Below are 24,115 nucleotides of genomic sequence, written 5' to 3' on the forward strand. Positions count from 1 at the left end.
GCCAGACAGGTTACCAATATGCGTTATAGATTTTGTGCCATAATATCCGCCTTACGGATCTCAAATGACATCAGCGTATAGGAACCATTTTTAAAGATCACCTTATCCGTAGCAAAAGCAGGGGTTTTATACTTTGCATAGTCCTGGTTTGTTAATAAAATCAGGCTCACTTTATAATCATTAAATAACTTTGCAGCATCATCCGGTGCGCCTAAGCTCAGGTATGTTAGCATTTTATTCCTATCACTTTCGCGTTGTATGTAGCTGATATAAGGATTGGAGAAAAAGGTTTCAACGGATACCATTTTTATACCTGTGGGCATCACCGGGAAAAGCGATAATCCGTGCTCACATAAAAGAACATTATCAAGCGGGATGTTTTTTATGATAAAATTGTATACGTCTATCTTATCCTTTTCATTTCCTTTTTGGATGGCTTGTTCCCTTAAATCAACAAAATCTGCCCGTTTACTATAAATGGGGTAGTAAAAAAGAGCATATAGTAATACGCATATAATAACCAGACTATTTGAAAAGTTAACTGTGAGATTTTTTTTCTTTAAACTGTTTATCCATTGCACTAATTTGGATAACAGGAATACAAACCCAAATCCAAAGAAAACAGACTGCAAAGCTTTCAGGTAAAAGAAATAGTGAAATGCAGGTATGGTATCCGGAAGTTTAATATGTAAAATATGGTTTGCTGTAGGTACTGCCGATTCATAAACATACATAACAAGGCAGATGAAAAACCAGTTCCAAACTATTTTGCGAAGAGTTGGGTTCTCGAATTTTTTATAAAACCATACCAGGCCAATAACTGAAATTGGTAAGGAAAAGGTAATATTTAACTTAAGCAATGTTAACGTTTCCTTTCGTGCAAAGATGCCTGGGGCACATTCCAAAATTTCGCGGTTGATAAAGTGGAAATGATATTTACCGTAAACATAATAAAGAAAGGGAAATGCGAATATGATAAATGGGATTATGGTCACAAGCCCTTGCAGAAAGAATTTGCCAATGGCAGGATACTCCTTCGCTATTAAAGCTTTAATAACCCTTTGCCCCTGGATAGAGATCATTATTAAAATAATAATAAAAACTGGCGCCGAATGGCCAAGAAAGGTTAAGCCGATGGAGGCGCCTAACATTATAAACCAAAATAGCTTTTGTTCGGCAAATGCCTTGTAGCAAAAGAATATGCTTATGTAAAATAAAAACTGTGAAAAAGTATCAGAAATAAGCCATGGTGAATAAGTAGCCCCGCCCCAGCATGGTAAATTACCATTTACCAAAAATAAAAATGAGAGCAAAGCCGCCAGGCCAACTCTAAAATCAAAAAGTTTTACGGCCATAAAGAAAAATGCGATAGGGCTAAGCAGGTTTATAAATGCCCCGGCACGTGCAACAACAATGTTTATGGGAATACTTGTGAGTTTTACAATTAACGTTTCGAACAAAAAAAGCATTGGATTATACCACATGTACTGACCCGCTATATTGGGATCCTGGCCATAATTGCCGTTAAGCGTACTATGAATATACGCTATGTCACGGTCAAAATCGGGCTCGCTTGCCCAGTGAAGGTCATGTACTGTTCTGTAACACTGCACAAAGGCAGCCAGTATCATAACAATACAGGCTAGTAAATATTTAGTGTTATCCTTTAACTGCATGTTTCCAGGTCCGGGTTTAATCATCAGGGGGTATGATTTTAAAGTAAATTAGTAAAGCCTTTTATACTCCTAATTTTGCTTTTAAGTTACATTTAATTGTTGAAAAACGAAAATGATGAATGACCATATTTTCGTTGCTCGCTAAACGCTGGATGATTGCTCAAATTTTGCATGGACTGGTGCTCAACAATCAGTAAGCCACCAGGTAGCAGCAGGTTTTTATCAAATATGATCTTCGGGATCTCGGGGATCATGTTCATGTCGTAAGGCGGATCAGCAAATATCAGGTCGAACTGCTCCGTTTCCAGCTGCAGGTATTTAAAAACATCATCCTTAAATGCTTTAATACTGGTTAAGCCATGCTGGCGGGCAGCATCTTTAAGGTAATGTACACAATGAATACTGCGGTCGACAGATATTACCTGCTCAGCCCCCCTTGAGGCAAACTCCATAGAGATGTTGCCGGTACCGCTAAACAGATCGAGTACCTTAATACCTTCAAATTCAATTTTGTTTTGCAGGATATTGAACAGAGCTTCTTTGGCCATATCGGTAGTGGGGCGTACCGGTAAGTTTTTTGGCGGATTAAGCCGTAACCCTTTTAAACTGCCTCCGATGATCCGCATAGTGATAAAGCGGCAAGAGCCAGGAATTTATGTGAAGCCATTTGACCGGGTAATTCCAGCACCTTTAGCTCGTTCAATTCAATTTTTGGGAAAAAGTAGGCCAGCCTGCTCAGGTTTTTATCGCCTGCAGCAACGTCACCACTTACAAAAAGGGTGATAAATTGGGGTTTTAAACTAAGCTCGTCGGCTACAAAAGATGTAAAGTAAGCCAGCTCATCTTCATTTTTAAAGTCGAATGTATTATAAAAGCGCAGTGTATTTAACGCAAAGTATAGGAATTGTACCTTGTCCTTACTAATCTCGAGATATAAATTATTGTTTGGCGGGCTGCTTTTGGCTATAGCTTTTATCCATCCTTTGGCGGTATAAACCGTATTTTGCAAACCAAATTTCTCTACAGCGGAAACCAGGTTTTCATTCGTTTTATAAATGATGGCGTTTACGTCATCAAGTGTTTGAGCAAAAACCTTTTCATTATCTTTCACATCCAAAAAACGGGCAAAGCCTGAAACCTGCTCTTCCCTGAATAAGCTATTTGGGACAAGGGTTAGCCCGGAAGCAGGCATACCAATAATGATTTTTTTATAAGTGGCCGATAACAGATCGTTTAATGCCCTGGGCTGGGTAAGCTCCTGCAGATCGCAGTTTTGGGCCGAAACCAGTAAGTGGGTGTCATTAACAACCGCATAACTAAATGAAGTAGCCTCAAGCTGTAATAATAAAGTATAACTGTAAGCCTGGTACAGGTTAAAGTTATTATCGGTATAGTTGTTATTGTCGCTCATGCAGATAAGCAAAAGTAACTATTTTTTGTTATTTGCTATCTGTATTATTAATAAGGATGTTGTTTTCGCTAAATATACCAATAACTTGCTTTTTAAGTGTTGCTTACCGCATGAACGGACACTGTGGGCAGGCGTAAATCATGCCCCTTAGCCAGCGTGTCCGGTTGTTTAGGTTTCTTAAAGTACTTCATTACAACAGGCTGAAACCAGCTTTCGAGGCCGTAAGCAATTATTAAAATAATAGGTAAACTAACAAGCGCATAAATCAACACATTATGAATTAATTTCGAAAAAATAAAGAGGATAGTGTAATGGCTAATGTATAATGAATAGGAATATTTACCCATAATAGCACCTGATTTACTTATAAAATTTATCAGCCTGTCTTTTATTTTTAATACATCAATAAGGTAGCCAACCCCCATATAAACATAAGGGAAGGTACTGTACACTATAGCATTTTTTAAAGGCATATAACGTATTGTAAGTGCAGCGATAACAAAAATGGTATGCGGTATTATTAAGTAGATCATTTTTGTTTTTTTGCCTGCCGGAGGTAATTGTAAGCAATACCTGAAAAAAGGAATGGCAAATATGGAAAAGATGAAATACTTTAAAGGATCGTAGAAATTGGGAGAAAATTGCATCCTCGAAATTAAAGGCAGGATGCCAAGCCCGAAAAGGACTGTATATTTCTCGGCATAAAAATAATCGCGGTATTGGTAAATGTAATAACCTACTATCCATACTGATGAAAATGCGAATACGGCTATAATATGGGTTAAAACATCCCGCTCAAGCCTGAAAAAATAAAGCGGTATGGAGATAAGGGAAAGTATAAACCAATAAAGTATGGCCTTTTTTTGATAGCGGCCAATGGTAAATGCAAACAGAACATAAAAGGCCACTTCAAATGAGAGCGACCATACGGGAAGGTTACTCTGAATACTCGGTACAACATAGCCCATATAATCTTTCATGGTACTTACCATAAAAAAGTTACCTATAATGGTTTTTAAGGACGGGAAAGCTGTATTTGTAACATAAAGCGCTACAAACGCTAACAGCATACCTACAATAAATTGCGGATAGATCCGGATAAACCTGTTGCTTAGAAATGCTTTAGTTGACTTTGGCTTTTTACTTTCGGAAAGATTAATTACAAGGCCCGAAAGCATAAAAAACATTATTAATGCATCAGTACCCCAATAGGCCGTAAGCCTGGTTGGATGACCTGTAGGGGCCAGGAAAGCCATATGCCATCCCAGGATAAATACGGTTGAAATTCCTCTCAGGAATTCGAGATAAATTTTTTTCATACGGACAGGTTATCGGGTATTTGAAAATCATTCATTAGTGCTTTTACGAAAAGACAGCGGAATAGTTACGTTGATTTTAAGCCGGTTAGTTCCATAAGCACGCTTTATTTTTCAACTGTAAGCCTCATAATTGTGTTTTATTCTGCCCAATTCTTCATGGCACCACTCATTAATTAATTCATAAATTTGCCTTCTTAACTTATTCAACTCAATCCAACTTAGTTAACTCAATCAACCTGTGTCAGACCATATCCAAAAAGCATTTCCTCACGAAGCCACACCTCAACAGCTGGAACTGTTTGGCAAGCTGCATGAGTTTTTGCTGAGCGATAATGGCGACGAGTGTTTTATATTGAAAGGGTATGCAGGTACGGGTAAAACTACCATAGTAAGCGCATTGGTAAAGGCCTTGCGCAGCTATAATTTTAAGTATGTTTTGCTGGCTCCAACCGGGCGTGCGGCAAAGGTTATTACAGCATATTCCGGGCGAAAGGCTTTTACTATCCATAAAAAGATCTACCGTAAAAAATCAGCAGTCAATGTTGATGAAGGATTTTTGATAGGAGATAACCTGGCTGAAAATACCTTGTTTATTGTTGATGAAGCTTCCATGATCTCGGATGATATTGGTATTGGCAACAAATCATCATTACTTTACGATCTTATAAACTATACCTACAATACTAAAAACTGTAAGTTGATGCTGGTTGGCGATACGGCCCAGCTACCACCTGTGGGGTCGGATGATAGTCCGGCGTTAAACCCTAAGTTGGTGAAGGACAGATTTGGGCTTGATATTTTTACTTACGAGCTTACGGATGTGCTGCGCCAGCAAAAAGATTCGGGCATTTTGTTCAATGTTACCCGTGTGCGTGATATTATCCGCAGGGGGAAAGAGAAAATGCCCCAGATAATTACCAAAGGTTATAAGGATGTTTATCGCATGGGCGGCGATATGCTGGAGGAAGGCCTTAACTATGCATATAACAAGTATGGTAACGATAATACGCTGATAATTTGCCGCTCGAACAAAAATGCCAATGCCTATAATAAGCAAATCAGGAACCGCATTTTATATCGCGAGGAAGAGTTAACCGGGGGCGACCAGGTAATGGTGGTAAAGAATAACTATTTCTGGATGCAGGAAAAGGAGGAAAGCAGCACCGGTTTTATTGCCAATGGCGATATTGCCCGGATAAAAAAAGTACGAAGATTTGAAGATATGTACGGTTTCCGCTTCGCTGATGTGCAACTGGAGTTTATTGATTATGCCGAAGACCCGGTGATTGATTGTAAGATAATGCTGGATACGCTTTACTCCGAAGCCCCTGCGTTGCTGCCCGATGATCAGAAGCGCTTTTACCTGGAGGTGATGAAAGATTATGACCATATCCCAAACAAGCGTGCCAAATGGAACGAGTTGAAGCTTAATCCCTATTATAACGCCCTGCAAATAAAGTTTGCCTATGCCATTACCTGTCATAAAGCCCAGGGCGGTCAATGGGACGCCGTGTTTATTGACCAGGGTTACCTTACAGAAGAAATGGTAAATACCGATTTTCTCCGCTGGTTTTATACCGCCTGTACCCGGGCGGTAACCGAATTGTACCTGGTGAACTTTAATAAACAGTTTTTTGTAAAGGGAGAGGAGGGGGATTAGTCATTAGTCATTAGTCATTAGTCATTAGTCGTTAGTCATTTGGCATTGGTTTGGGGATTAATACAGGTGATTGATATAGACGGTTTGGGTTAAACTAATATTCAGGCTTCGCCAACTAATTGCCTAAAACCTTGTTGTAATCACAAGGATGAAATCAAACGTATTTATTTACATCTCTTTAGCTGTTGATCTGCTTATTGCGGCGTCAAAATTTACTGCGGCGGCGTTTACAGGCAGCTCATCCATGATCTCGGAGGGAATTCATTCGGTAATTGATGCCGTGAGCCAGGTTTTGTTGATTTGGGGGATAAAAAACAGTGCCCGCAAAGCTGATCTGAGCCGCCCGTTTGGATATGGGAAAGAGCTGTATTTCTGGTCGTTCATCGTTTCGCTCATGATCTTTGTTTTAGGCGGATGTGTTTCCGTTTACCAGGGCATAGTGAGGATTCAGCACCCAGTGCTTGACGGTAATGAGGCCTGGGATTATAGTGTTTTAGGCATAGCATTCATATTTACATCCATATCATTGTATTGGGCCTTTAAGGCTTTTAACAAGCAACGCGGCAATGTTTCCTTTTGGAAGGCGGTAAAACAAACCAAAGATCCTTCAGTAATAATTGTGCTTTTGGGAGATGTAGGTGATATATTAGGTTTGATAGTAGCTTTTTTAGGCGTGTTTTTAAGCCATTTGTACAATAATCCTTACTATGACAGCATAGCATCCGTGCTGATAGGTATTATATTGATCGCCATATCAGGTGTATTGGTACGTGAAAGTAAAAGCCTTTTACTGGGCGAGTCTACCAGTCGCAAAACGCTTAAAAAAGTAATCCAGCTTGCACAAGCCGATGAAGCTGTAATAAAAGTGAAAAAACATTTCAGCACCTATATGTCGCCCGAAGAAGTGTTATTGCAGCTAAACACTGTTTTTAAAGATAACCTGACCACCCTACAGATCACAGATGCTATTGAACGTATCACCAAAACCATCCAAAAAGATTTCCCACGGATAAAACAGATCTTTATTGAACCTGTGAAGGGGTAGAGCGTTGGTTGTTAGTCATTCCCGGTTTTGTTGGTGTTATCTCTATAGGATAGGTGTTCAGAATGGCAAAACGTGGGGTTGATACAAAATTTACTTTAGCAGGATAATAGATGTTTAAACATGTAATATATTTGCGCTTATAAAAGAAAAAGAATGTATAAGCTTAAAATAATATCCTCAACAGTAAGGCCGGGTCGTAAGGGGCCGATAGTTGCCGGCTGGGTAACTGAAGTGGCAAAAAGTCATGGCTTTGAAGTGGAGCTGCTTGACCTGGGTGAAATTAACCTGCCAGTAATGAACGAGGCCATTCATCCCATTATGCGCCAGTACGAACATGCGCATACCAAACAATGGAGCGCAAAAATTGAAGAAGCCGATGCCTTTATTTTTGTTACCGCCGAATATGATTACAGCTACCCTGCATCATTAAAAAATGCGCTGGAATACCTGGTACATGAATGGGCCTATAAACCTGCCGGAATTGTGAGCTATAGCGCAGGGCCATTTGCCGGTGTAAGAGCCGTTATGAGCCTTAAATCAGACTTGTTATCATTAAAAACAGTATCACTTGGCGAAATGGTAAACATCCCGATGCTGCACCAGTTCATTAATGAGGAAAACCAATTTGTGGCCGATGAAAAGTTAAATACAGCAGCAAGCCTAATGTTTAAACAATTAGCCCGCTGGACAAAAGGCCTAAAGACAATTAAAGAAGATAAATAATGGGTTTATGGATATTAAACTTACGAAGTTTAACTCGAAGTTTTATGTTTTTAAAGGCCTCGTTGAGGGCTTTGCCGTTTCAAAACTTCGTAAGTTTTTCTTTCTTTTCGGCTATGAACCATCAACTATGAGCTTTCTCACTTCTCCAGCTCAAACCCCCAGTCTTTCCCTTTATCTATAGCTGGTACACCTTTATCAAGCCAGACAGGCATAGGTGCGCCTTTTAAAAAGTGATCGAAAAATTGTTGCTCGCGGATAGAGATATCCTTGCGGTTTTGCCTTTGAACAAGGTTATGCGCTTCGCCATTATATTGTAGCAGCCAAACTGGTTTGCCAAGCCTGCGTAAGGCAGTAAACATCTCGATCCCCTGGTACCACGGCACGGCCCCGTCAGCATCGTTAGACATGATCATTACAGGGGTTTTTACTTTTGGCAACTGGAACAACGGTGAGTTTTCTATGTAAAGCTCCGGCTTTTCCCAAAGGGTAGCGCCAATGCGGCTTTGTGTTTTTTCGTACTGGAACTGCCGGTTAACACCGGTTTCCCAGCGGATGCCGCCGTAAGCCGAGGTCATATTGGCAACCGGCGCACCGGCCCATGCTGCAGCATACATATTGGTTTGGGTAATTAAATAGGCCACCTGGTAGCCACCCCAGCTTTGTCCCTGGATGCCTATGTGCGCAGCATCAACCCATGCATTCTTTTTCAAAGCTTCAACCCCCGAGTTAACAAACTCAACCGCTGATGCCCCGGGGTGCCCGGTCTGATAGCTGATATCCGGTGCAAATACTAAATAACCATTACTTACAAAGAACGAGATAGGCAATCTCGACGGTGTAGGAGCAGGAGGAATATAATTGTAAAGCCCATCCGACAGCTTTTCATAAAAATAAACAATCATCGGATATTTTTTTGTAGGGTCGAAATCTTCCGGTTTGTATAATATGCCTTTGGAATGATAGCCTTTGGGGGTGGTCCATTCAACCAACTCGGCAGTGCCCCAGTTGTATTGAGACTGCTGCGGATTGGTGGCGCTTAAGCGGGTTTCTTTCTTTAGGTCGGATGATACATACACATCTGGCGATTGCCGGTAACTGTATTTGGTGTAGATAAAATCGGCTGCATTTTTTGCTTTTTGCAGTCCGCTGTATCCATTAGCCGCCATGATGACCTTTTCGGGTGCTGCATCACTGCCCAGCTCTTTTTTATAATACCCCCATTGCTTGTTGCCTTCGTTTTGAACAATTAACCAAAGCATTGTTTTGGCAGGGATAAATTTTTGTTCGGGATCTGTATAATTGTAACGGAAGATGATCTTATTCTTTCTGCCAATACCTTTTGTTAAATTAAGCGCATTACCGGTAGCGGGGTCAATGCTCCAGATATCGTAACGGTCATAGATCAATACGTTTTTATCATGCTGCTCCCATGCCGAAATACCATAGGGCGACGGATCATCAGGAACATCATTCTCCTCTTCGCCCATTTTAACGCCGGTACTGGCTGTCAAATTTATTTTTTTACCGGTTGCAATTGAATAGCTGTGCCAGTTTTGGTCTTTTACATCAAACCAAACAACATACTTACCATCCGGCGAAATGCTGTATCGCGCCTTTAACCGGTCATTTATACGCACCCTGCCGCCAGTTCGGGTATTTATTAAATAAGCTTCCTGGCCTGATCCGCCTTCCCACTGGCTTTGTACCCGTGCACCCGTATCTGTTAAACCTAAAACAAAGCCAGCGTCGGTATTATCAGGCACTAAAATATCCCGCATATCTATATCGCCCAACTGGGTAAGCTTTTTATCGCCCGAAACCGGTCTTATAACAGCAAGGTAACCACGCCTTAATTCGCGCTGCAAATTTTTTAATTGCTGGGGTTGTAAATAATCGTCTTTATAATTCCAGATGTCCAGCTTTGCTACCTCAAAATCAACTATGGTGGTATCAATTGGTTTTGGAATAGGCGCGGTGCTAAAAAACAGGCTGCCGCCGCTTTTGCTAAAATATACCTTACCATCACCGCTTACCGCCCATTTATCTGGCATGCTCAATGAGTTAGGCGCCGCAATGGCTTCGGCGCTATCTTTCAGGCTATTGTAATAATAAAGCTTAAAAGGTTTTACGAGCGCCTTCTCCGCATTTTTTTCTGCTGTAAAGGCAAGTTGTTTACCTGCGTCATCAAAAACAAGGCTGCGGTAATTTCCCCTGCCTGTACTTACCATTTTTAAAGTATCCTTATCAATATCATAAACATAGAGTCCCGATTTTACACGTTTTGATTTTTTTGGAGCTGTAACCGCAAAGGCCAGCAGCTTACCATTTTTTGTAAGCTGGTACTCGGTAACATATTGAAATGAACGGGTTTTACCGGTAAGCAATTGTTTTACAGAAAGCTCGGCACCTTCGCGGGTAGGTGGGGCTATTGTGCTGGCAATTGCTTTTTTTGAAGTATCGGCAGCTGCCGGTTTCTTTAACGTATCGGCAGGAGACAGGTAGGCAACTACAGGCGCTTTTTCAGCTATTTTGAATGATCTGATAGCCGGTATTTTTTCTACATTGTTTTCACCAAGTGTAATTATACCTAATGTATCTTTAGGAAACTCGGCAGGCTTTTTCTTTTTGATCTTAGCCTGGCGAATGTCCTTAAAAAATGGCTTGATCAGCATTACCGCATATTTTGAATCGGCGGTAATGCGGGCGGTATCAGCTCTTTGTACCCGGAATTTACTGCTGTTTTTCGCATCGGTTATTACAAGCTGAGCATCGCCTTCCTGCGGCTTTATTACGTATATTATCCATTTGCCATTATTGCTGATATGCTCATTATCAATACTTTGCCAGCCATCATAAACAGTATGATCAAGCGGCTTTTTTTTGACACTTTGAGCCGATACATTATAAACAACGAATAAAATAAATGCGGACAGTAAAAGTTTCTTCATAGCTTGTTGGTAAAGGAAGATGCAAAAACAAAGATGCAAGAATCAAGAGGTCAAGAATCAAGAAAGACATAAGAATCGAGATCCATCAGATAAATTTTCTTTTTCTCTATCTTGATTCCTGACTCTTGACTTCTTGCTTCTCTTCTAGATTCTTGCATCTTAAACACTTAAATATGCTAAAATTATAGCTGTTAAGTTTATTTGACGCGAAAAAGTTACAGTAGAAAGAGTAAATCATGGTAAAAAAGAAACCCGCCACCAGGGCGGGTTTCGACCAAATAAATAATTAATCCCTAAATTAATTATAAGAAGGATGAGCATTGGTAATTAAATCGGCAGTCAGTTTTGTTGCATCTGTTGCAGCAGCAAGGCCGCGTAAATAAACAGTGTACACAAAACCGCTATTTAAGGTAACATTGCTTAATGATGCCAGCACGGTAGATGTTCCGGCTTTCCTGATCTCAAATGAATAGGACTTTCCTATAATTGGTTTAAAAGTTGAGAATCCCTTAAAGCTTTTGTTTGCCACAAACACATCACCATCTTTTACAGCAAAATCAACAGCGGTAGCATCAGGGCTTAAATTTACAAAGCGTAAAGCGGCATTACCTGAGGCAGGCTGCGCAATTGTATCTTTAAGCAATAAAAATTGCGGGGTGCTTGGCAGGTTAACCAGGCATAATGTATAAGCCACGTTTTGTTTTAGCGTTGCGGTATCGCTAAGAACGGTTGTTCCTACTCCATTTTTGCTAAACAGAAATGTTCTTTGGCCGGCATAAGCCTGGAAATAATCAAGAAAGCCTCCGTAATTTATTGCACTTGCATTAACCCTGTTGCCATTAATTGAAAAATCCAAAGCCGGCTGCCCGGGAGAATCCTGGACAACAGACAATAACGCTACCGGTGGAGTCGGCGTGTTAGAGCTGCTGCCTTTTAAGCATGACGACAGCACAAAAGATAGCATGCAAACGGCACTGATCCCTGCTACTAATTTTTTTGAAAGGGTTTTAAAGTTTTTCATAATCTATATTCCTCTATAATTTATAATGAACATTACGGATGAAAAATAGATAGCGCTACACAGTTACTTAAAAAAAGTTAAAATATTTTAAATGGCTTTCATTCAGAGTTAATATAGTTATTTGTTTTTGTGATATTATGTTTTTAATAGAAAAATTATATATTAAAAGTTAAAACAAGGGGAAATGTTTTTGGTTATTTTATTACACAAATAACCATTTAAAACTAAATAACATGGAAACTAACACACCGAACAGAGGGCGTGCCGGTTTAACCGGCAAAATGGAAGACTCAGAATTTCATAAATTCTTTGTTGATGAATTGAAAGACATTTACTGGGCCGAAAAACACCTGGTAAAAGCTTTACCAAAAATGCAGAAGGCAGCAACCAGTAGTGATCTTGCTGCAGCATTTAAAAAACATACCGGCGAAACCCAAACGCACATTGACAGGCTTGAACAGGTGTTTGCACTGCTGGATGAAAAAGCAGTAGCAAAAAAATGCGATGCGATGGAAGGTCTGCTGGCTGAAGCAGCCGGTATATTAGAGGATACTGAAAAGGGTACGCATACTCGGGACGCAGGTTTGATACTTGCCGCGCAAAAAGTTGAGCATTACGAAATAGCCACTTACGGCTCACTAAGGACTTTTGCAGAAACAATGGGACACACCGATGTTGCCGAACTGTTGCAGCAAACTCTTAATAATGAAAAGGCCACAGATGTAGCTTTAACCCAGGCTGCCGAAAGCATAGTGAATGAAGCCGCCGCAGCTGAATAGAAAATCCAATTAAATAAAGAAGCCGCCCCCTGTTAATCTATGAGGCGGCTTCTTTGTATTATGATGATATTTAAATCCTATAATCCGTCGAATACAAATGTTCCTTTTTCTAAAGGTTTGCGTGGTAACAGATCAGTGCGGTTGCTGGCCTGGTAAACAAACGACGCTACTATAATAGCAGCTTGTTTCAGGTCTTCAATTTTCAGGTGATCGTAATTATCCATATTGCTGTGGTGAGTACGGGTTTCATAATCAATAGGGTCCTGGATAAACTGGAAACCCGGGATACCTGCCCAGTCGAACGAAAGATGATCTGTTGAGCCTGTGTTTTTAAGTGTTACCGTGCTTGCGCCAAGGTCGGCAAATGGTTTAAACCATTCTTCAAATATTGGTTTTATGGCAGTGTTATCCTGTGCAAAAATACCGCGGATCTTGCCGGTCCCATTATCAAGGTTAAAATAGGCCGATACTTTAGCCTGCTCTGGTTTTAAAGCAAGGTCAACTCCCCTGAAATGGTTTTTAACATAACCGTATGATCCTAAAAGGCCCTGCTCTTCGCCGCCCCATAAAGCTATGCGGATGGTGCGTTTTGGTTTTAAGCCCAGCGAATCAAGCAGGCGTACAGCTTCAAGCATTACAATACAGCCGGCTCCGTTATCGGTTGCCCCGGTTGATGATGCCCATGCGTCCATATGGCCGCCAAGCATTACCAGCTGTGCTTTTAGTTTAGGATCGGTTCCCGGTATTTCGCCAACAACGTTGTAGCCTTTTATGTCCGAGTCGTTAAATTTAGCCTTTACATTTAAGTTTAGCTCAACCTTTTGGCCCGATGCGATCAGCCTTTTTATCCGCTGCGCATCTTCAGAAGCTATTGCTACTTTAACCACACTTTCGCTAGTGTTGGTTTTATATCCCATAAGCCCTTGTACAAACACGGTTCCGTTCCTGTTTTCACCGCCTGAGGTTATAATTGCCAACGCTCCTGATTTTTGGATTAATTGAGGTACCCTGTTAATGATGTTAAAATATTTAAGGTAACCCTCTAATACTTCCCTGCTCAGCATATAGGTATCTTTCATGTTAGCCAGTGCGGTATCTGCCAAACGCTCTGCCGATGGTTTAAAATCGGGCTCATAGGCGGGTGCACCTGCTACCACCAAAACAAATTTTCCTTTAAAATCGGCTGAGTGCTTAATTATGTAAGCCGTATCCATAGCGTTTGCCTGTGGTAATATAACAACCTCGCCGCGGATCTCGCCTTTGGTATTGCCGCTCCATGGTTCAGGGTATGCGGTAATTGACTGCGAGTATGGCGCCTTTAACGAGATGCTGAAATCTTCAATTTCCCATCCTTTACCAAAATCGCCCCATGGCTCCATTGCTGTATTTGCCATTCCCCATTTTTTCATGGTTTCAACGGCCCACATGCCTGCTCTTTTATAGCCGGGAGAATTGGTTAAACGCGGTCCTGAAACGTCGGTAATATAATGAGCGATGGTAGGAATGTGTGAATTTGTCATTTCAGCTTTCCTGATCTTACTGAATGCTGCGGTATCAACAACTTCCTGTTGCGCATAAAGACTTACGCTGGCCAGCATCAGCGCAGCAAAGATTGGTTTAAAGTAAAAGTGCTTCATTTTTTTGTTTTATGATAATTGGGTCAGTTAATTACAGTTAAAACTAGGAGTTTGTCCTTATAACTACAACTTTATTTGGGCAGTTAACTTTAGAACAGACTTAATACTAAATGTTACAACAGGATTATGAATTTTAGTTAGCCTGGAGTTTTTTGATATTTCCATCCTGTAGTTTATAGAAAAAGGAAACCATGCAAATTGCACCGATTGTTGCAAAAAGCATATCTGATTGTGTATCCCAAACATCGCCCTGGGTGCCTAAAAACGAATCGCCGGATGAGCCTGAAGCAACCGAAACAAACCATTCTAAAAATTCATAGCACATGCTGATGCTCATACAAACTACTATCGTCAAAAACGGGATCCATGTTTTCTTTTGAATGATATTTTGACGGATATAAATTTCACGCACTATCATTGCGGGAACAAATCCCTGTGCAAAATGGCCAAGCTTATCATAGTTATTACGGCTTTGATGAAAAACTTCCTTAACCCAATCAAACAACGGGACCATTGCATAAGTATAGTGTCCGCCTACAAATAATATGCAGCAATGGATCAAAATCATGCAGTAAGTTAAATAGGTAAACCTGAACCGTTTGAAGGTTACAAGCAAAACTATAAAACCGATGATTGCCGGAAAAACCTCCAGGATCCAGGTAAAATAATCATGCGGGTTAATTGCTGAGCCTATCAATGCGGCGAAGAAAAGAATGATAAGGATATAGTATTTTTTCATTTACTAATATGTGGATTAAAACTGAAGATATAAATTTGATTTTCTCAGCGCTGCTTTGCGCATCCCTCCGTGAACTCCGGGGTAAAAAACTAACCACAGAGTACACGGAAAGAAACATATAGAGGCACAGAGTTTTGATGTTTTAAAATTTTAGATTTTCCTGCCCGGTATTTTCTGTATTTCCTTTTTCACTTTGTTCTGTTACCAATTCTATATCTGCAAATAATTTCCTGTCTTTACTTAATATTGGGGCTACCCCGAATATGCCGATACCTGCAACTGCAAGTATCATAAAAAGGACCAGGGCGCAAAGCCTCACTACCTTTTTTAGATATTTCATATGCTTATTGTTAAAAATAATTGATGGTGCCGAATGCGCTTCAGCAGCTTAATAAATGGATTTTACCGCAAGGCGGTTAAAAAGAAGGATTACACTAAAGCGATAGCAGGATCGTCGCTTGTGTTTTGCGGGATGGTTTTATGCTGATAAAAAAAGAAGGTTTGCAGGCTGAGGATGTTGAGTGCACGATAATAAGTTAGTTGCACATTTGCTTTCCCGTTGTGAATCTCACTCAAATTTATTGAGGATATACTGAAAAAAGAAAGTGTATTGAGTTTGTTTTTTGTGTGTACTAAGGCTCTTTTATAAGCAATGCTTTTTACAGCCCGGCCTGGGGCGCTTTGCAGCAAAGTTGTTTGCGTGGCATTGGGCTTTACCTGGGTTTGAACAACTAATCCCGAAAAAGTAAAAAAACTCAGCAGCAAAACGGCAGCAAAAAGCCATTTTGAAAATAAGTTTTGATAATTATGGGTCCGGATATTTTTCATTCCGGGAATAAAGATACGAAGACTTAAATAAAAATCGGAATTTTAAAAACCTCGTACCCTTGATGTCTTGTCTATTCTACAATTAAAAATATAACTTTGAGATTCATAAACCGCAAAATCAACAATGAGTGAAAAAAAGCTGAGAAGCAGCGACTGGTTTGGCAGAACGGGTAAGGACGGCTTTATCTATCGTTCGTGGATGAAGAACCAGGGAATCCCGGCACATGAGTTTAAGGGGAAACCTGTTATTGGCATCTGTAATACATGGTCGGAGTTAACGCCCTGTAATGCTCATTTCAGGGAACTGGCAGAATCTGTTAAGCATGGCATTTATGAGGCGGGTGGTTTCCCAGTTGAGTTCCCGGTTATGTCGCTTGGTGAAACGCTTATTAAACCAACCGCTATGCTTTACCGCAATTTGGTGAGTATGGATGTGGAGGAGTCAATAAGGGCTAATCCGCTTGACGGCGTGGTGCTGCTCTGCGGATGTGATAAAACCACGCCATCGCTTATTATGGGCGCGTGCAGCGTAAATATTCCAACTATTGTTGTTTCGGGTGGGGCCATGCTTACCGGCAAATACCAGGGAAGGGACATCGGCACATCTGACGTTTGGCGATTTTCGGAAGCGCAGCGGTCTGGAAGGATGTCGGAAGCGGAAATGAATGTTGCCGAGGCTTGCATGTCGCGCAGCAGGGGGCATTGTGCCGTAATGGGGACTGCCTCAACAATGGCGGTAATGACAGAAGCTTTAGGGCTTTCGCTGCCAGAAAATGCAGCTATCCCTGCAGCTGACTCGCGCAGGAAGGTATTAGCGCATTTGTCAGGGATGCGGATAGTGGATATGGTTAAGGAAGATTTGAAGCTATCGGACATCCTTACCTTGCAGGCATTTGAAAATGCGATACTAACCAATGCAGCCATTGGCGGCTCAACCAATTTTATTATTCATTTACTGGCTATTGCAGGCCGGATAGGCATTAACCTCACCATTGACGATTTTGATACAGCGGCTAAAGGCATCCCATTACTTGCCAATTTGCAGCCATCCGGTAAATATTTTATGGAGGATCTTTATTATGCTGGGGGAATTCCCGCTGTAATGAAAGAACTGGATAGTTTTTTAAACCGGGAAACTATTGCGGTAAGCGGTAAGCCAATAGCCGAAAATTACCAAAACAGCGAATGTTTTAACCGGGATGTGATAGCCACGGTAAAAGAACCATTTAACCCCGCTGCAGGCATCACCGTTTTAAAAGGGAACTTGTGCGAAAATGGGGCAGTAATAAAGCCATCCGCAGCAAACACTACATTGATGCAACACACGGGTAAAGCCATTGTGTTTGAAAATATTGAAGATTACAAAGCAAGGATAGATGATCCCTTGCTTGATGTTGATGAGAACAGTGTACTGGTATTAAAAAACGTAGGGCCAAAAGGTTATCCGGGCATGCCTGAAGTGGGCAATATGGCTATCCCCAAAAAGCTGCTTGAAAAGGGTGTAACTGATATGGTACGCATCTCTGACGGGCGGATGAGCGGCACAGGCTTTGGCACTGTGGTTCTGCATGTTTCGCCGGAGGCAGCCGCGGGTGGTACCATTGCTATTGTGCGGGATGGCGACTTAATCAGTCTTGATGTGTTTAATAAAACTTTACATATTGGACTTTCAGATGCGGAAATTGCCGAAAGGAAGAAGCAACTGCAACCTGCTCAGCCATTAGCAAACCGGGGTTATACCTGGCTGTACCAGCAAAATGTTGAACAGGCACATTTAGGAGCTGATTTTGGCTTTTTAAAAGGCGGCAGCGGCAGCGAGGTTTTGAGGGATTCGCACTGAGGGGAGAAAGAGTCAAGAAGTTAAGAGTCAGGAATCAAGATAAGGGGGTTGAAGATTAATATTGCTGTTAGTGGTTCTTTCTTCTGATCAATACATACTATTCACAATGACAAACAAAAAATTTGCAGACCAGGTAGCAATTGTAACAGGGGCAGGGCAGGGGATAGGTTTCGAGATTGCCCGGCAGCTTGCTTTGGAAGGTACTTCGGTTATCCTTAATGATATTGACGAGGAATTAGCTAATACTGCGTCCGCAGAAATTAAAAAACAGGGCGGCATTTGTCATGCTGTTGCCGGTGATGTTTCAAATGTTGAATTCATCCAGCATTTGGTTGATGAAGCAGTTGACAAATTCGGGAAGCTTACCGTCGCGATAGCAAATGCAGGCATCACCACTTTCGGTGAGTTTTTGGATTATCAGCCGGAATCACTAAAACAAGTAATGGATTTAAACCTGTATGGCACGTTCTTTTTAACGCAAAAGGCAGCTCTCCAAATAAAAAAGCAGGGATCGGGCGGCAGCATATTGCTGATGTCGTCGGTAACCGGTCACCAGGCGCATAAAAACCTGGCAGCCTATGGAATGACAAAGGCCGGGCTTGAAATGCTGGCCAAGAGTTTGGTGGTTGAGCTGTCAGACTACAATATTACCATTAACACCATTGCTCCCGGGGCTACTTTAACAGAAAGAACATTGATGGATAAGGAGTATATGGAAACCTGGTCGAGAATTACACCTTTGGGTAAACCGGCTACGGTTGGAGATATAGCCAATGCTGCGCTGTTTTTCGTATCTCCGGCTTCCAGGCATATAACCGGACAAAGTTTGGTTGTTGACGGAGGATGGACGGCTACGAGCCCGTCGCCGTATTGATATGATTTGCAGGGCGCACTATCGCAGCAGGGCGTTGCCTTTCGCTGGCAATTAGACCCTTTCCTATTAAATTTATAACAAATACCCAAGCCCTGAAGGGGCGACATCCATTAGCGCAGGGCAAGCGCCCTGTGTGGCGGTACCCAATAAAAAAGCCTGCGATGACACAGGCTTTGCGTTTGTTTCTATGAAATTTTTTAGATGCACCGGTTTTTGACCGGTGCTATAATTGCCTACAAATATGATTGCAATGCACCACTGCGTGATGATTGTTTGATCCGTTGTAGTGCCTTATCTTTTATTTGGCGAACCCTTTCGCGAGTAAGGATAAATTTCTCACCTATCTCTTCAAGCGTATGGGTATGGTTGTTTCCTAAACCGTAAAATAATACCAATACCTCCCTGTCGCGCTCGCCTAATTTTGAAAGGGAACGGTTAAGCTCGGTAGCCAGCGAATCATGGATCAACATACTATCAGTTGTTGGTTCGTTATTCTGCATAACATCCAGCAAAGTACCTTCTTCGCCTTGTTGAAAAGGGGCATCAATCGATACCTGTCGGCCTGAATTTCTTAATGAATCGGCAATTTTTTCAACCGTTGTTTCAAGGCTTTCTGCCAGTTCTTCAGGTGTCGGGTCGCGTTCAAATTCCTGCTCAAGCTGTGATTGTACTTTTCTTATTTTGCTTAAAGTGCCAATTTGATTCAGCGGCAAACGTACGGAGCGTGACTGATCAGAGATCGCAGAAATTATTGACTGCCTGATCCACCAAACGGCGTATGATATAAATTTAAACCCTTTAGTTTCATCAAAGCGTTTTGCAGCTTTAATAAGGCCAAGGTTACCTTCATTTATCAGATCGCCAAGGGTAATGCCCTGGTTTTGATATTGTTTAGCAACAGATACAACAAAACGTAAATTTGCTTTTGTTAAACGCTCTAAAGCGGCCTGGTCACCATCCCTGATCTTTTGTGCCAGGATAACTTCTTCCTGTGCAGTAATCAGATCTACTTTACCAATTTCTGTTAAATATTTATCAAGCGATTGGGTTTCGCGGTTAGTAATGGACTGAGTTATCTTAAGCTGTCTCATTTAATAATAGTTATGCCTCAAAGAAAGCCAGGCATTGGGTGATATGTTAAATCTTTCCGTTTGGAGAAGATAAGCTGTTGATTAACAGCGAGGAAAATAAAAAGCATTTTCCGTTTTAGGGAAAATGCTTCACGATTAATTATTATAGTTTTAAGCTACTTTTACTTTTACCGCGTTAGGGCCTTTTTTGCCTTCTTCTACTTCGTACTGAACTGTGTCATTCTCGCGAATGCGGTCGATCAGGCCTGATGAGTGTACAAACACTTCTTTGCCACCGTTACTTGGGGTGATGAATCCAAAACCCTTTTCTTCATTAAAAAATTTTACTGTTCCTTCTTGCATTATATTGATTTTAAATAGTTACAAAGATAGCTATATTTATTCACTTAACATGCATAGTATTAGGTTGTTTTATTTTAATGACTTTTAATTGATTTATTACACCGTTTATAGGTAAAAAACAACGTTTTTAAATTAAAAAAGCAGCAAACACACCAGGGCGCCGGTAAGGGTGTTCAAAAAATTCACTAAATTATTGCCAATTAAATGCTTACGTTCCACCGTTGCGCCCAATATTGAATCGGCCAGGTTGCCAATAATTCCTGCCAGGATAATCCATAATAATTCACTATTCCAACCATGACCAATGGAATAAACTCCCGCAATTATTGCCGCCCCTGCTGCACCTGTCAGTGTGCCTTCCACGCTAATTACACCATCCAACCCTGGCTGATCTTTTTTAAATGTGATGATATTATAAAACCTGCGGCCCAGCAATGTACCAAGCTCTGATGATAACGTATCGGCTGTGGCTGCGGCAATGCTCCCGGCCATCATCAACTGCAATATGGGTGTTAGCCCGGGTTTACACCATGCAATTGCACCAAGTACGGCTGCAACGCCACCGTTTGCCAATACCTGCCCAGCGGTGCGGCGGCCTTTGTTTTCATCGGCTGCACCAAGCGCCTGTTTCTTTTTTAAGCCAATGCTTGTAGCGCCTGATCCTAAAATAAAAAATAGGGCAAGCATGATAATGCCTGTATAGCCACCGCCCTTAAAAACTAATAAACCAACTATACCACCAAGTAAAGCAGCCTTAACGGTTAACTTATGAGTGATGATGCTAAGCGCCACACCGGCAAACAGGAAGAAATAAACCAGGTAATTATAAAGGATCATACATAAGGCGATACCCAATATATCGCTTTCCTAAAGTATGAAATTCTTATTATATGGAAACGGCAATTCCGTTGTTACGATCAAGTGATTTTTCGGCAATCTTACTCATCTGGTTAAAAATAAATGAGGGCGCCAAACGGCTTAATAATGCCAGCAAAGATGCTATCCCCGGAAAAATTTGATATTTATCCTTTTTCATTCCTTTTATGGCGGCAGTAACCAGTTTACCGGGCTCCATTAACATTTTAGGGTCAACATCATCTAGAAATTTATCATTTAAGGGCGTTTTTGCTCCGGGCGCTACCAGTTCAAACACCTTAATTCCATCCTTCTTTAGCTGAACCCGTAAAGATCGTGTGTATGATTGCAGGCCTGATTTGGTTGCTCCATATATGGGCGCCAGCGGAAATGGGACAAAGGCTATCCCCGATGTTACATTCATAATTGCGGCGTTGTTTTTGGTTTGCAAATGTGGTAGAAATTGCTGTACCATCCTTACAGGGCCCGACAGGTTTATTTCAATTTCGTGGGTGATGTTATTTAAGTCGAGGGATTTGTCATGAAGATCGAGCTTTCGCATTTCACCTGCATTGTTTACCAGGATATTCAGCTCTGGAAACCGGTTGACCACCTGGTTATATAAGTTCATTATTGCTTCGGGATCACTCACATCACTTTTAAAAGTATGAATTTGGGGCAGCTTCAATTTGGTTTCATCAAGCTTAGCCTGGTCGCGCCCGGTAATTATGACCGTATTGCCCAGCGCCATCAATTGGGTGGCAAACTCAAGACCTAAGCCACTTGTTCCGCCGGTTATTAAAATTGTGTTATTATTGAGTTCCATCTTTGTTTAAATTTTGTTGAACAAAGATCAGGGGCAGAGTTGTTTACAGTTTGCGAACATCAATCCATTGTTTGCGAAATTCAAACCTGTTTCGGCAGGATTAAAGGCCTGCAATTGGAAATCATGTTTTCGCACTAAAAAATCCAGCCAAAAAAGAGAATATTTATTTAACTTAACGCTTTATTGCATTAATTATGAAACCAACCAACAGGCGAAAATTTATAGCAACTTCGGCGGCGCTTGCCGCGGGTACGGCGGCATCTGCAATCCCTTTGAAAGGGGCGGGTAATAAATACCCGGTTATTCATCATGTGTTTTTCTGGCTCAAGAACCCGGCATCTAAAGAAGACCGGGATAAGCTGGTAGCGGGTGTAAAAACCTTATCAAAGATTGAAACCGTGCGCGAATTGCGCGTGGGCATTGTTGCATCTACCGAAAAACGGGATGTAGTTGATAACAGCTGGGCTGTATCTGAGCTGATGTTTTTTAGTGATCTTGCCGGGCAGGCAACCTATCAAACCCACCCTGTACACCTGGAGTTTATAAAAAATTGCAGTCACCTGTGGGAAAAGGTTATTGTGTATGATGCGGTGGATGCGTGAGGGGTAGAGCCAAGAATCAAGATAACAAGAGTCAAGAGAAGAGAAATAAGATTTTAGAGTCAGGAATTAAGATAACAAGAATCATGAGGGAAGAATGAAAAGATAGATAAGTAGCTGATTGAAAATATCTTAACAAGTTGTTTTTTAATCTTGACTCTTGACCTCTTGATTCTTGACTCTTTTTTAACACTATGTCTACAGTAGCGCTTCGCAGTTCCGCAGGTAAATGGATCATGGTTTCGGCCATTTTGGCGTCGTCAATGGCGTTTATTGATGGTACGGCCCTAAACGTGGTTTTACCGGCATTGCAAAATAGCCTGCAGGCCAGCGGGGCCGACCTGTTCTGGATCCTGAACGCTTACCTGCTGATGCTGGCTGCATTAATACTCATTGGTGGTTCATTGGGGGATAAGCTAGGCCGTAAAAAGATCTTTATGGCCGGGATTTTTATTTTTATCTGCGGATCAGCACTTTGCGGGATTTCGCCCGGGGTAACCTGGTTAATTATATTCAGGATAATCCAGGGCATTGGCGGTGCGTTGATGATCCCCGGCAGCCTGTCGCTTATTTCTTCATCTATCGATGTAAAAGAAAGGGGTAAGGCTATTGGTACCTGGTCGGCATTTACAACGGTGGTGACTATGGGTGGCCCTGTTTTGGGCGGCGCTTTGGCCGATGCCGGTTTATGGCGGTATATCTTTTTTATCAACGTGCCGATAGGCATAGCTGCTTTGGTAATGTTATGGCTTAAAGTAAATGAAACCAAAGATGAAGACGGCGACCATGCTATTGACTTCCCCGGAGCCATTGCCATTGCGCTGGGACTGGCACTGGTTACCTTTGGCTTTTTACGCATTCCTGCAGTAGGCCTGGATAACTGGCAGGTTTACCTCTCTTTAGCTGTGGGTGTGTTATTGCTGATAGCTTTTGTAGTTATCGAAAAGAAAAGTAAACACCCCATGATGCCTTTACAGCTGTTTGCAAACGCAACCTTTACAGGGGCCAACCTGCTTACCTTCTTTTTATATGCCGGGCTTGGAGCGGGGATGCTGTTCATGTCGCTAAACATGGTGCAGGTGCAGGGCTATAGCCAGCTGCAAAGCGGGTTAACGTTTCTGCCTTTTACGGTTATGATGATCTCCCTGGCGCGTTTTGCCGGCGGGCTCGCTGATAAATATGGTCCGCGGCTGTTGCTTATTTGCGGACCGGCAGCAGCAGGAACGGGTTTGCTGATCCTGTCTTTTATTAAACAAACTAACGGCCCGGCAGATTACTGGACAACTTTTTTTCCGGGAGTGATAGTTTTTGGTTTGGGGGTGTCGTTCACTGTTGCGCCTTTAACAACTGCGGTAATGGGTTCGGTAAGCGATCATTTTTCGGGAACTGCATCAGGGGTAAATAATGCCGTATCGAGGATAGCCGGGGTTTTTGCCAATGCCATATTTGGCGCACTTGCCGTATTGTTTTTTGCAGGTGCTTTGCAAACGCAGCTAAACCATGTAACACTGAATACAGCTGAAAAGCAACAGGTAATTGCCCAGGCTGCAAACCTTGGGAATGCAAAAGTACCGGAAGGGATCAGTACTGATAAAGAGGCAATTGAAAAAGCCTATCACGAAAGCTTTATAAATGCCTACGCTAAAATTATGCGGACATCGGCAGCGCTTGGGTTTTTAGGGGCCTTGATGGGGATGGTGTTTATTCGGGGAGTCCGAAAGTCGGAAAGTCCGGAAGTCCGGAAGTAAGTAAGGTTTTTTTCTTCCCTCTTTACCGTTTACGGAAGAGAGGGAGGTCCAGCGAAGCGTTGACCGGGTGAGTAAATATGCGCGCGATATTCACGCCCATGCTGCCCCGCAACTATATCTGCGTAAACGCATGGCGCAGAGTTGACTCACCCCA

22 protein-coding genes are annotated in these 24,115 nt (G+C 41.8%); 8 read left to right on the top strand and 14 right to left on the bottom strand.

Going from position 1 to position 24,115, the window contains the following annotated elements; genetic code table 11:
- Positions 1-23: 23 nt before the first annotated feature.
- From BUE31_RS00230 to BUE31_RS00245, 4 genes are all read right to left on the bottom strand, one after another.
- Entirely contained in the window at positions 24-1,700 is a 1,677-nt protein-coding gene (locus BUE31_RS00230; RefSeq protein WP_073399134.1) for a hypothetical protein, read from the bottom strand.
- Positions 1,701-1,768: 68 nt separating this feature from the next.
- Entirely contained in the window at positions 1,769-2,302 is a 534-nt protein-coding gene (gene rsmD, locus BUE31_RS00235) for a 16S rRNA (guanine(966)-N(2))-methyltransferase RsmD (RefSeq protein ID WP_073399135.1), read from the bottom strand.
- A complete protein-coding gene (locus BUE31_RS00240; protein WP_073399136.1) occupies positions 2,278-3,087 on the bottom strand; it encodes a DUF3822 family protein in 810 nt (269 codons plus the stop codon). The genes rsmD and BUE31_RS00240 overlap by 25 nt, the downstream gene beginning before the upstream one ends.
- Positions 3,088-3,179: 92 nt before the next feature.
- A complete protein-coding gene (locus tag BUE31_RS00245; RefSeq protein WP_073399137.1) occupies positions 3,180-4,406 on the bottom strand; it encodes an acyltransferase family protein in 1,227 nt (408 codons plus the stop codon).
- Between the two features lie 238 nt (positions 4,407-4,644).
- Between BUE31_RS00245 and BUE31_RS00250 the strand changes: the two genes are divergently transcribed.
- From BUE31_RS00250 to BUE31_RS00260, 3 genes are all read left to right on the top strand, one after another.
- Positions 4,645-6,066, top strand: coding sequence for an ATP-dependent DNA helicase (locus tag BUE31_RS00250; RefSeq protein ID WP_073399147.1), 1,422 nt, complete (start codon positions 4,645-4,647; stop codon positions 6,064-6,066).
- 148 nt (positions 6,067-6,214) lie between these two features.
- Positions 6,215-7,111: a cation diffusion facilitator family transporter gene (locus BUE31_RS00255; protein ID WP_073399149.1), complete on the top strand. Its 897-nt coding sequence runs from the start codon at positions 6,215-6,217 to the stop codon at positions 7,109-7,111.
- A 153-nt stretch (positions 7,112-7,264) separates the two neighbouring features.
- Complete coding sequence (locus BUE31_RS00260) at positions 7,265-7,834, top strand: NADPH-dependent FMN reductase (RefSeq protein ID WP_073399151.1); 570 nt, start codon at positions 7,265-7,267, stop codon at positions 7,832-7,834.
- A 137-nt stretch (positions 7,835-7,971) separates the two neighbouring features.
- Here the strand turns inward: BUE31_RS00260 and BUE31_RS00265 are convergent, their stop codons facing one another.
- Both BUE31_RS00265 and BUE31_RS00270 read right to left on the bottom strand, forming a co-directional pair.
- A complete protein-coding gene (locus tag BUE31_RS00265; RefSeq protein ID WP_073399153.1) occupies positions 7,972-10,782 on the bottom strand; it encodes a S9 family peptidase in 2,811 nt (936 codons plus the stop codon).
- A gap of 298 nt (positions 10,783-11,080) precedes the next feature.
- Positions 11,081-11,803: a DUF4397 domain-containing protein gene (locus BUE31_RS00270; RefSeq protein WP_073399156.1), complete on the bottom strand. Its 723-nt coding sequence runs from the start codon at positions 11,801-11,803 to the stop codon at positions 11,081-11,083.
- Between the two features lie 233 nt (positions 11,804-12,036).
- On the opposite strand from BUE31_RS00270, the gene BUE31_RS00275 reads away from it, so the two are divergent.
- Positions 12,037-12,582, top strand: coding sequence for a YciE/YciF ferroxidase family protein (locus BUE31_RS00275; RefSeq protein ID WP_073399158.1), 546 nt, complete (start codon positions 12,037-12,039; stop codon positions 12,580-12,582).
- A gap of 77 nt (positions 12,583-12,659) precedes the next feature.
- On the opposite strand, the gene BUE31_RS00280 is transcribed toward BUE31_RS00275, so the two are convergent.
- From BUE31_RS00280 to BUE31_RS00295, 4 genes are all read right to left on the bottom strand, one after another.
- Complete coding sequence (locus tag BUE31_RS00280) at positions 12,660-14,219, bottom strand: M20/M25/M40 family metallo-hydrolase (protein WP_073399160.1); 1,560 nt, start codon at positions 14,217-14,219, stop codon at positions 12,660-12,662.
- A gap of 133 nt (positions 14,220-14,352) precedes the next feature.
- Positions 14,353-14,958, bottom strand: coding sequence for a DUF2238 domain-containing protein (locus BUE31_RS00285; protein WP_073399162.1), 606 nt, complete (start codon positions 14,956-14,958; stop codon positions 14,353-14,355).
- A gap of 142 nt (positions 14,959-15,100) precedes the next feature.
- A complete protein-coding gene (locus tag BUE31_RS00290; protein WP_073399164.1) occupies positions 15,101-15,298 on the bottom strand; it encodes a hypothetical protein in 198 nt (65 codons plus the stop codon).
- Between the two features lie 89 nt (positions 15,299-15,387).
- The gene (locus BUE31_RS00295) at positions 15,388-15,786 is read right to left on the bottom strand and encodes a hypothetical protein (protein ID WP_073399166.1); all 399 of its coding nucleotides are present in this window, start codon (positions 15,784-15,786) and stop codon (positions 15,388-15,390) included.
- 124 nt (positions 15,787-15,910) lie between these two features.
- On the opposite strand from BUE31_RS00295, the gene BUE31_RS00300 reads away from it, so the two are divergent.
- Positions 15,911-17,626, top strand: coding sequence for an IlvD/Edd family dehydratase (locus BUE31_RS00300; RefSeq protein WP_073399168.1), 1,716 nt, complete (start codon positions 15,911-15,913; stop codon positions 17,624-17,626).
- A 106-nt stretch (positions 17,627-17,732) separates the two neighbouring features.
- Positions 17,733-18,500 carry an SDR family NAD(P)-dependent oxidoreductase gene (locus BUE31_RS00305; RefSeq protein WP_073399170.1) on the top strand — a complete coding sequence of 256 codons (768 nt, stop codon included), beginning with the start codon at positions 17,733-17,735 and terminating at the stop codon, positions 18,498-18,500.
- Positions 18,501-18,733: 233 nt separating this feature from the next.
- Here BUE31_RS00305 and BUE31_RS00310 read toward each other — a convergent pair whose 3' ends face one another.
- From BUE31_RS00310 to BUE31_RS00325, 4 genes are all read right to left on the bottom strand, one after another.
- Entirely contained in the window at positions 18,734-19,591 is an 858-nt protein-coding gene (locus BUE31_RS00310; protein ID WP_073399172.1) for a sigma-70 family RNA polymerase sigma factor, read from the bottom strand.
- A 150-nt stretch (positions 19,592-19,741) separates the two neighbouring features.
- On the bottom strand, positions 19,742-19,933 hold the full coding sequence (locus BUE31_RS00315) for a cold-shock protein (protein ID WP_073399174.1): 192 nt from the start codon (positions 19,931-19,933) through the stop codon (positions 19,742-19,744).
- Positions 19,934-20,065: 132 nt separating this feature from the next.
- Positions 20,066-20,770 (bottom strand): DUF92 domain-containing protein, encoded by a 705-nt coding sequence (locus tag BUE31_RS00320; protein WP_073399176.1) that lies wholly within the window; start codon positions 20,768-20,770, stop codon positions 20,066-20,068.
- A gap of 49 nt (positions 20,771-20,819) precedes the next feature.
- Positions 20,820-21,614, bottom strand: a complete 795-nt coding sequence (locus BUE31_RS00325; RefSeq protein ID WP_073399178.1) for an SDR family oxidoreductase — start codon at positions 21,612-21,614, stop codon at positions 20,820-20,822.
- Between the two features lie 194 nt (positions 21,615-21,808).
- Between BUE31_RS00325 and BUE31_RS00330 the strand changes: the two genes are divergently transcribed.
- Together BUE31_RS00330 and BUE31_RS00335 are read left to right on the top strand one after the other, a co-directional pair.
- A complete protein-coding gene (locus BUE31_RS00330) occupies positions 21,809-22,216 on the top strand; it encodes a Dabb family protein (protein ID WP_073399180.1) in 408 nt (135 codons plus the stop codon).
- Between the two features lie 191 nt (positions 22,217-22,407).
- Positions 22,408-23,961, top strand: coding sequence for an MFS transporter (locus BUE31_RS00335; RefSeq protein ID WP_073399182.1), 1,554 nt, complete (start codon positions 22,408-22,410; stop codon positions 23,959-23,961).
- Positions 23,962-24,115 lie beyond the last annotated feature (154 nt).

Source organism: Mucilaginibacter sp. OK098 (genome assembly GCF_900142915.1).
Taxonomy (GTDB): domain Bacteria; phylum Bacteroidota; class Bacteroidia; order Sphingobacteriales; family Sphingobacteriaceae; genus Mucilaginibacter.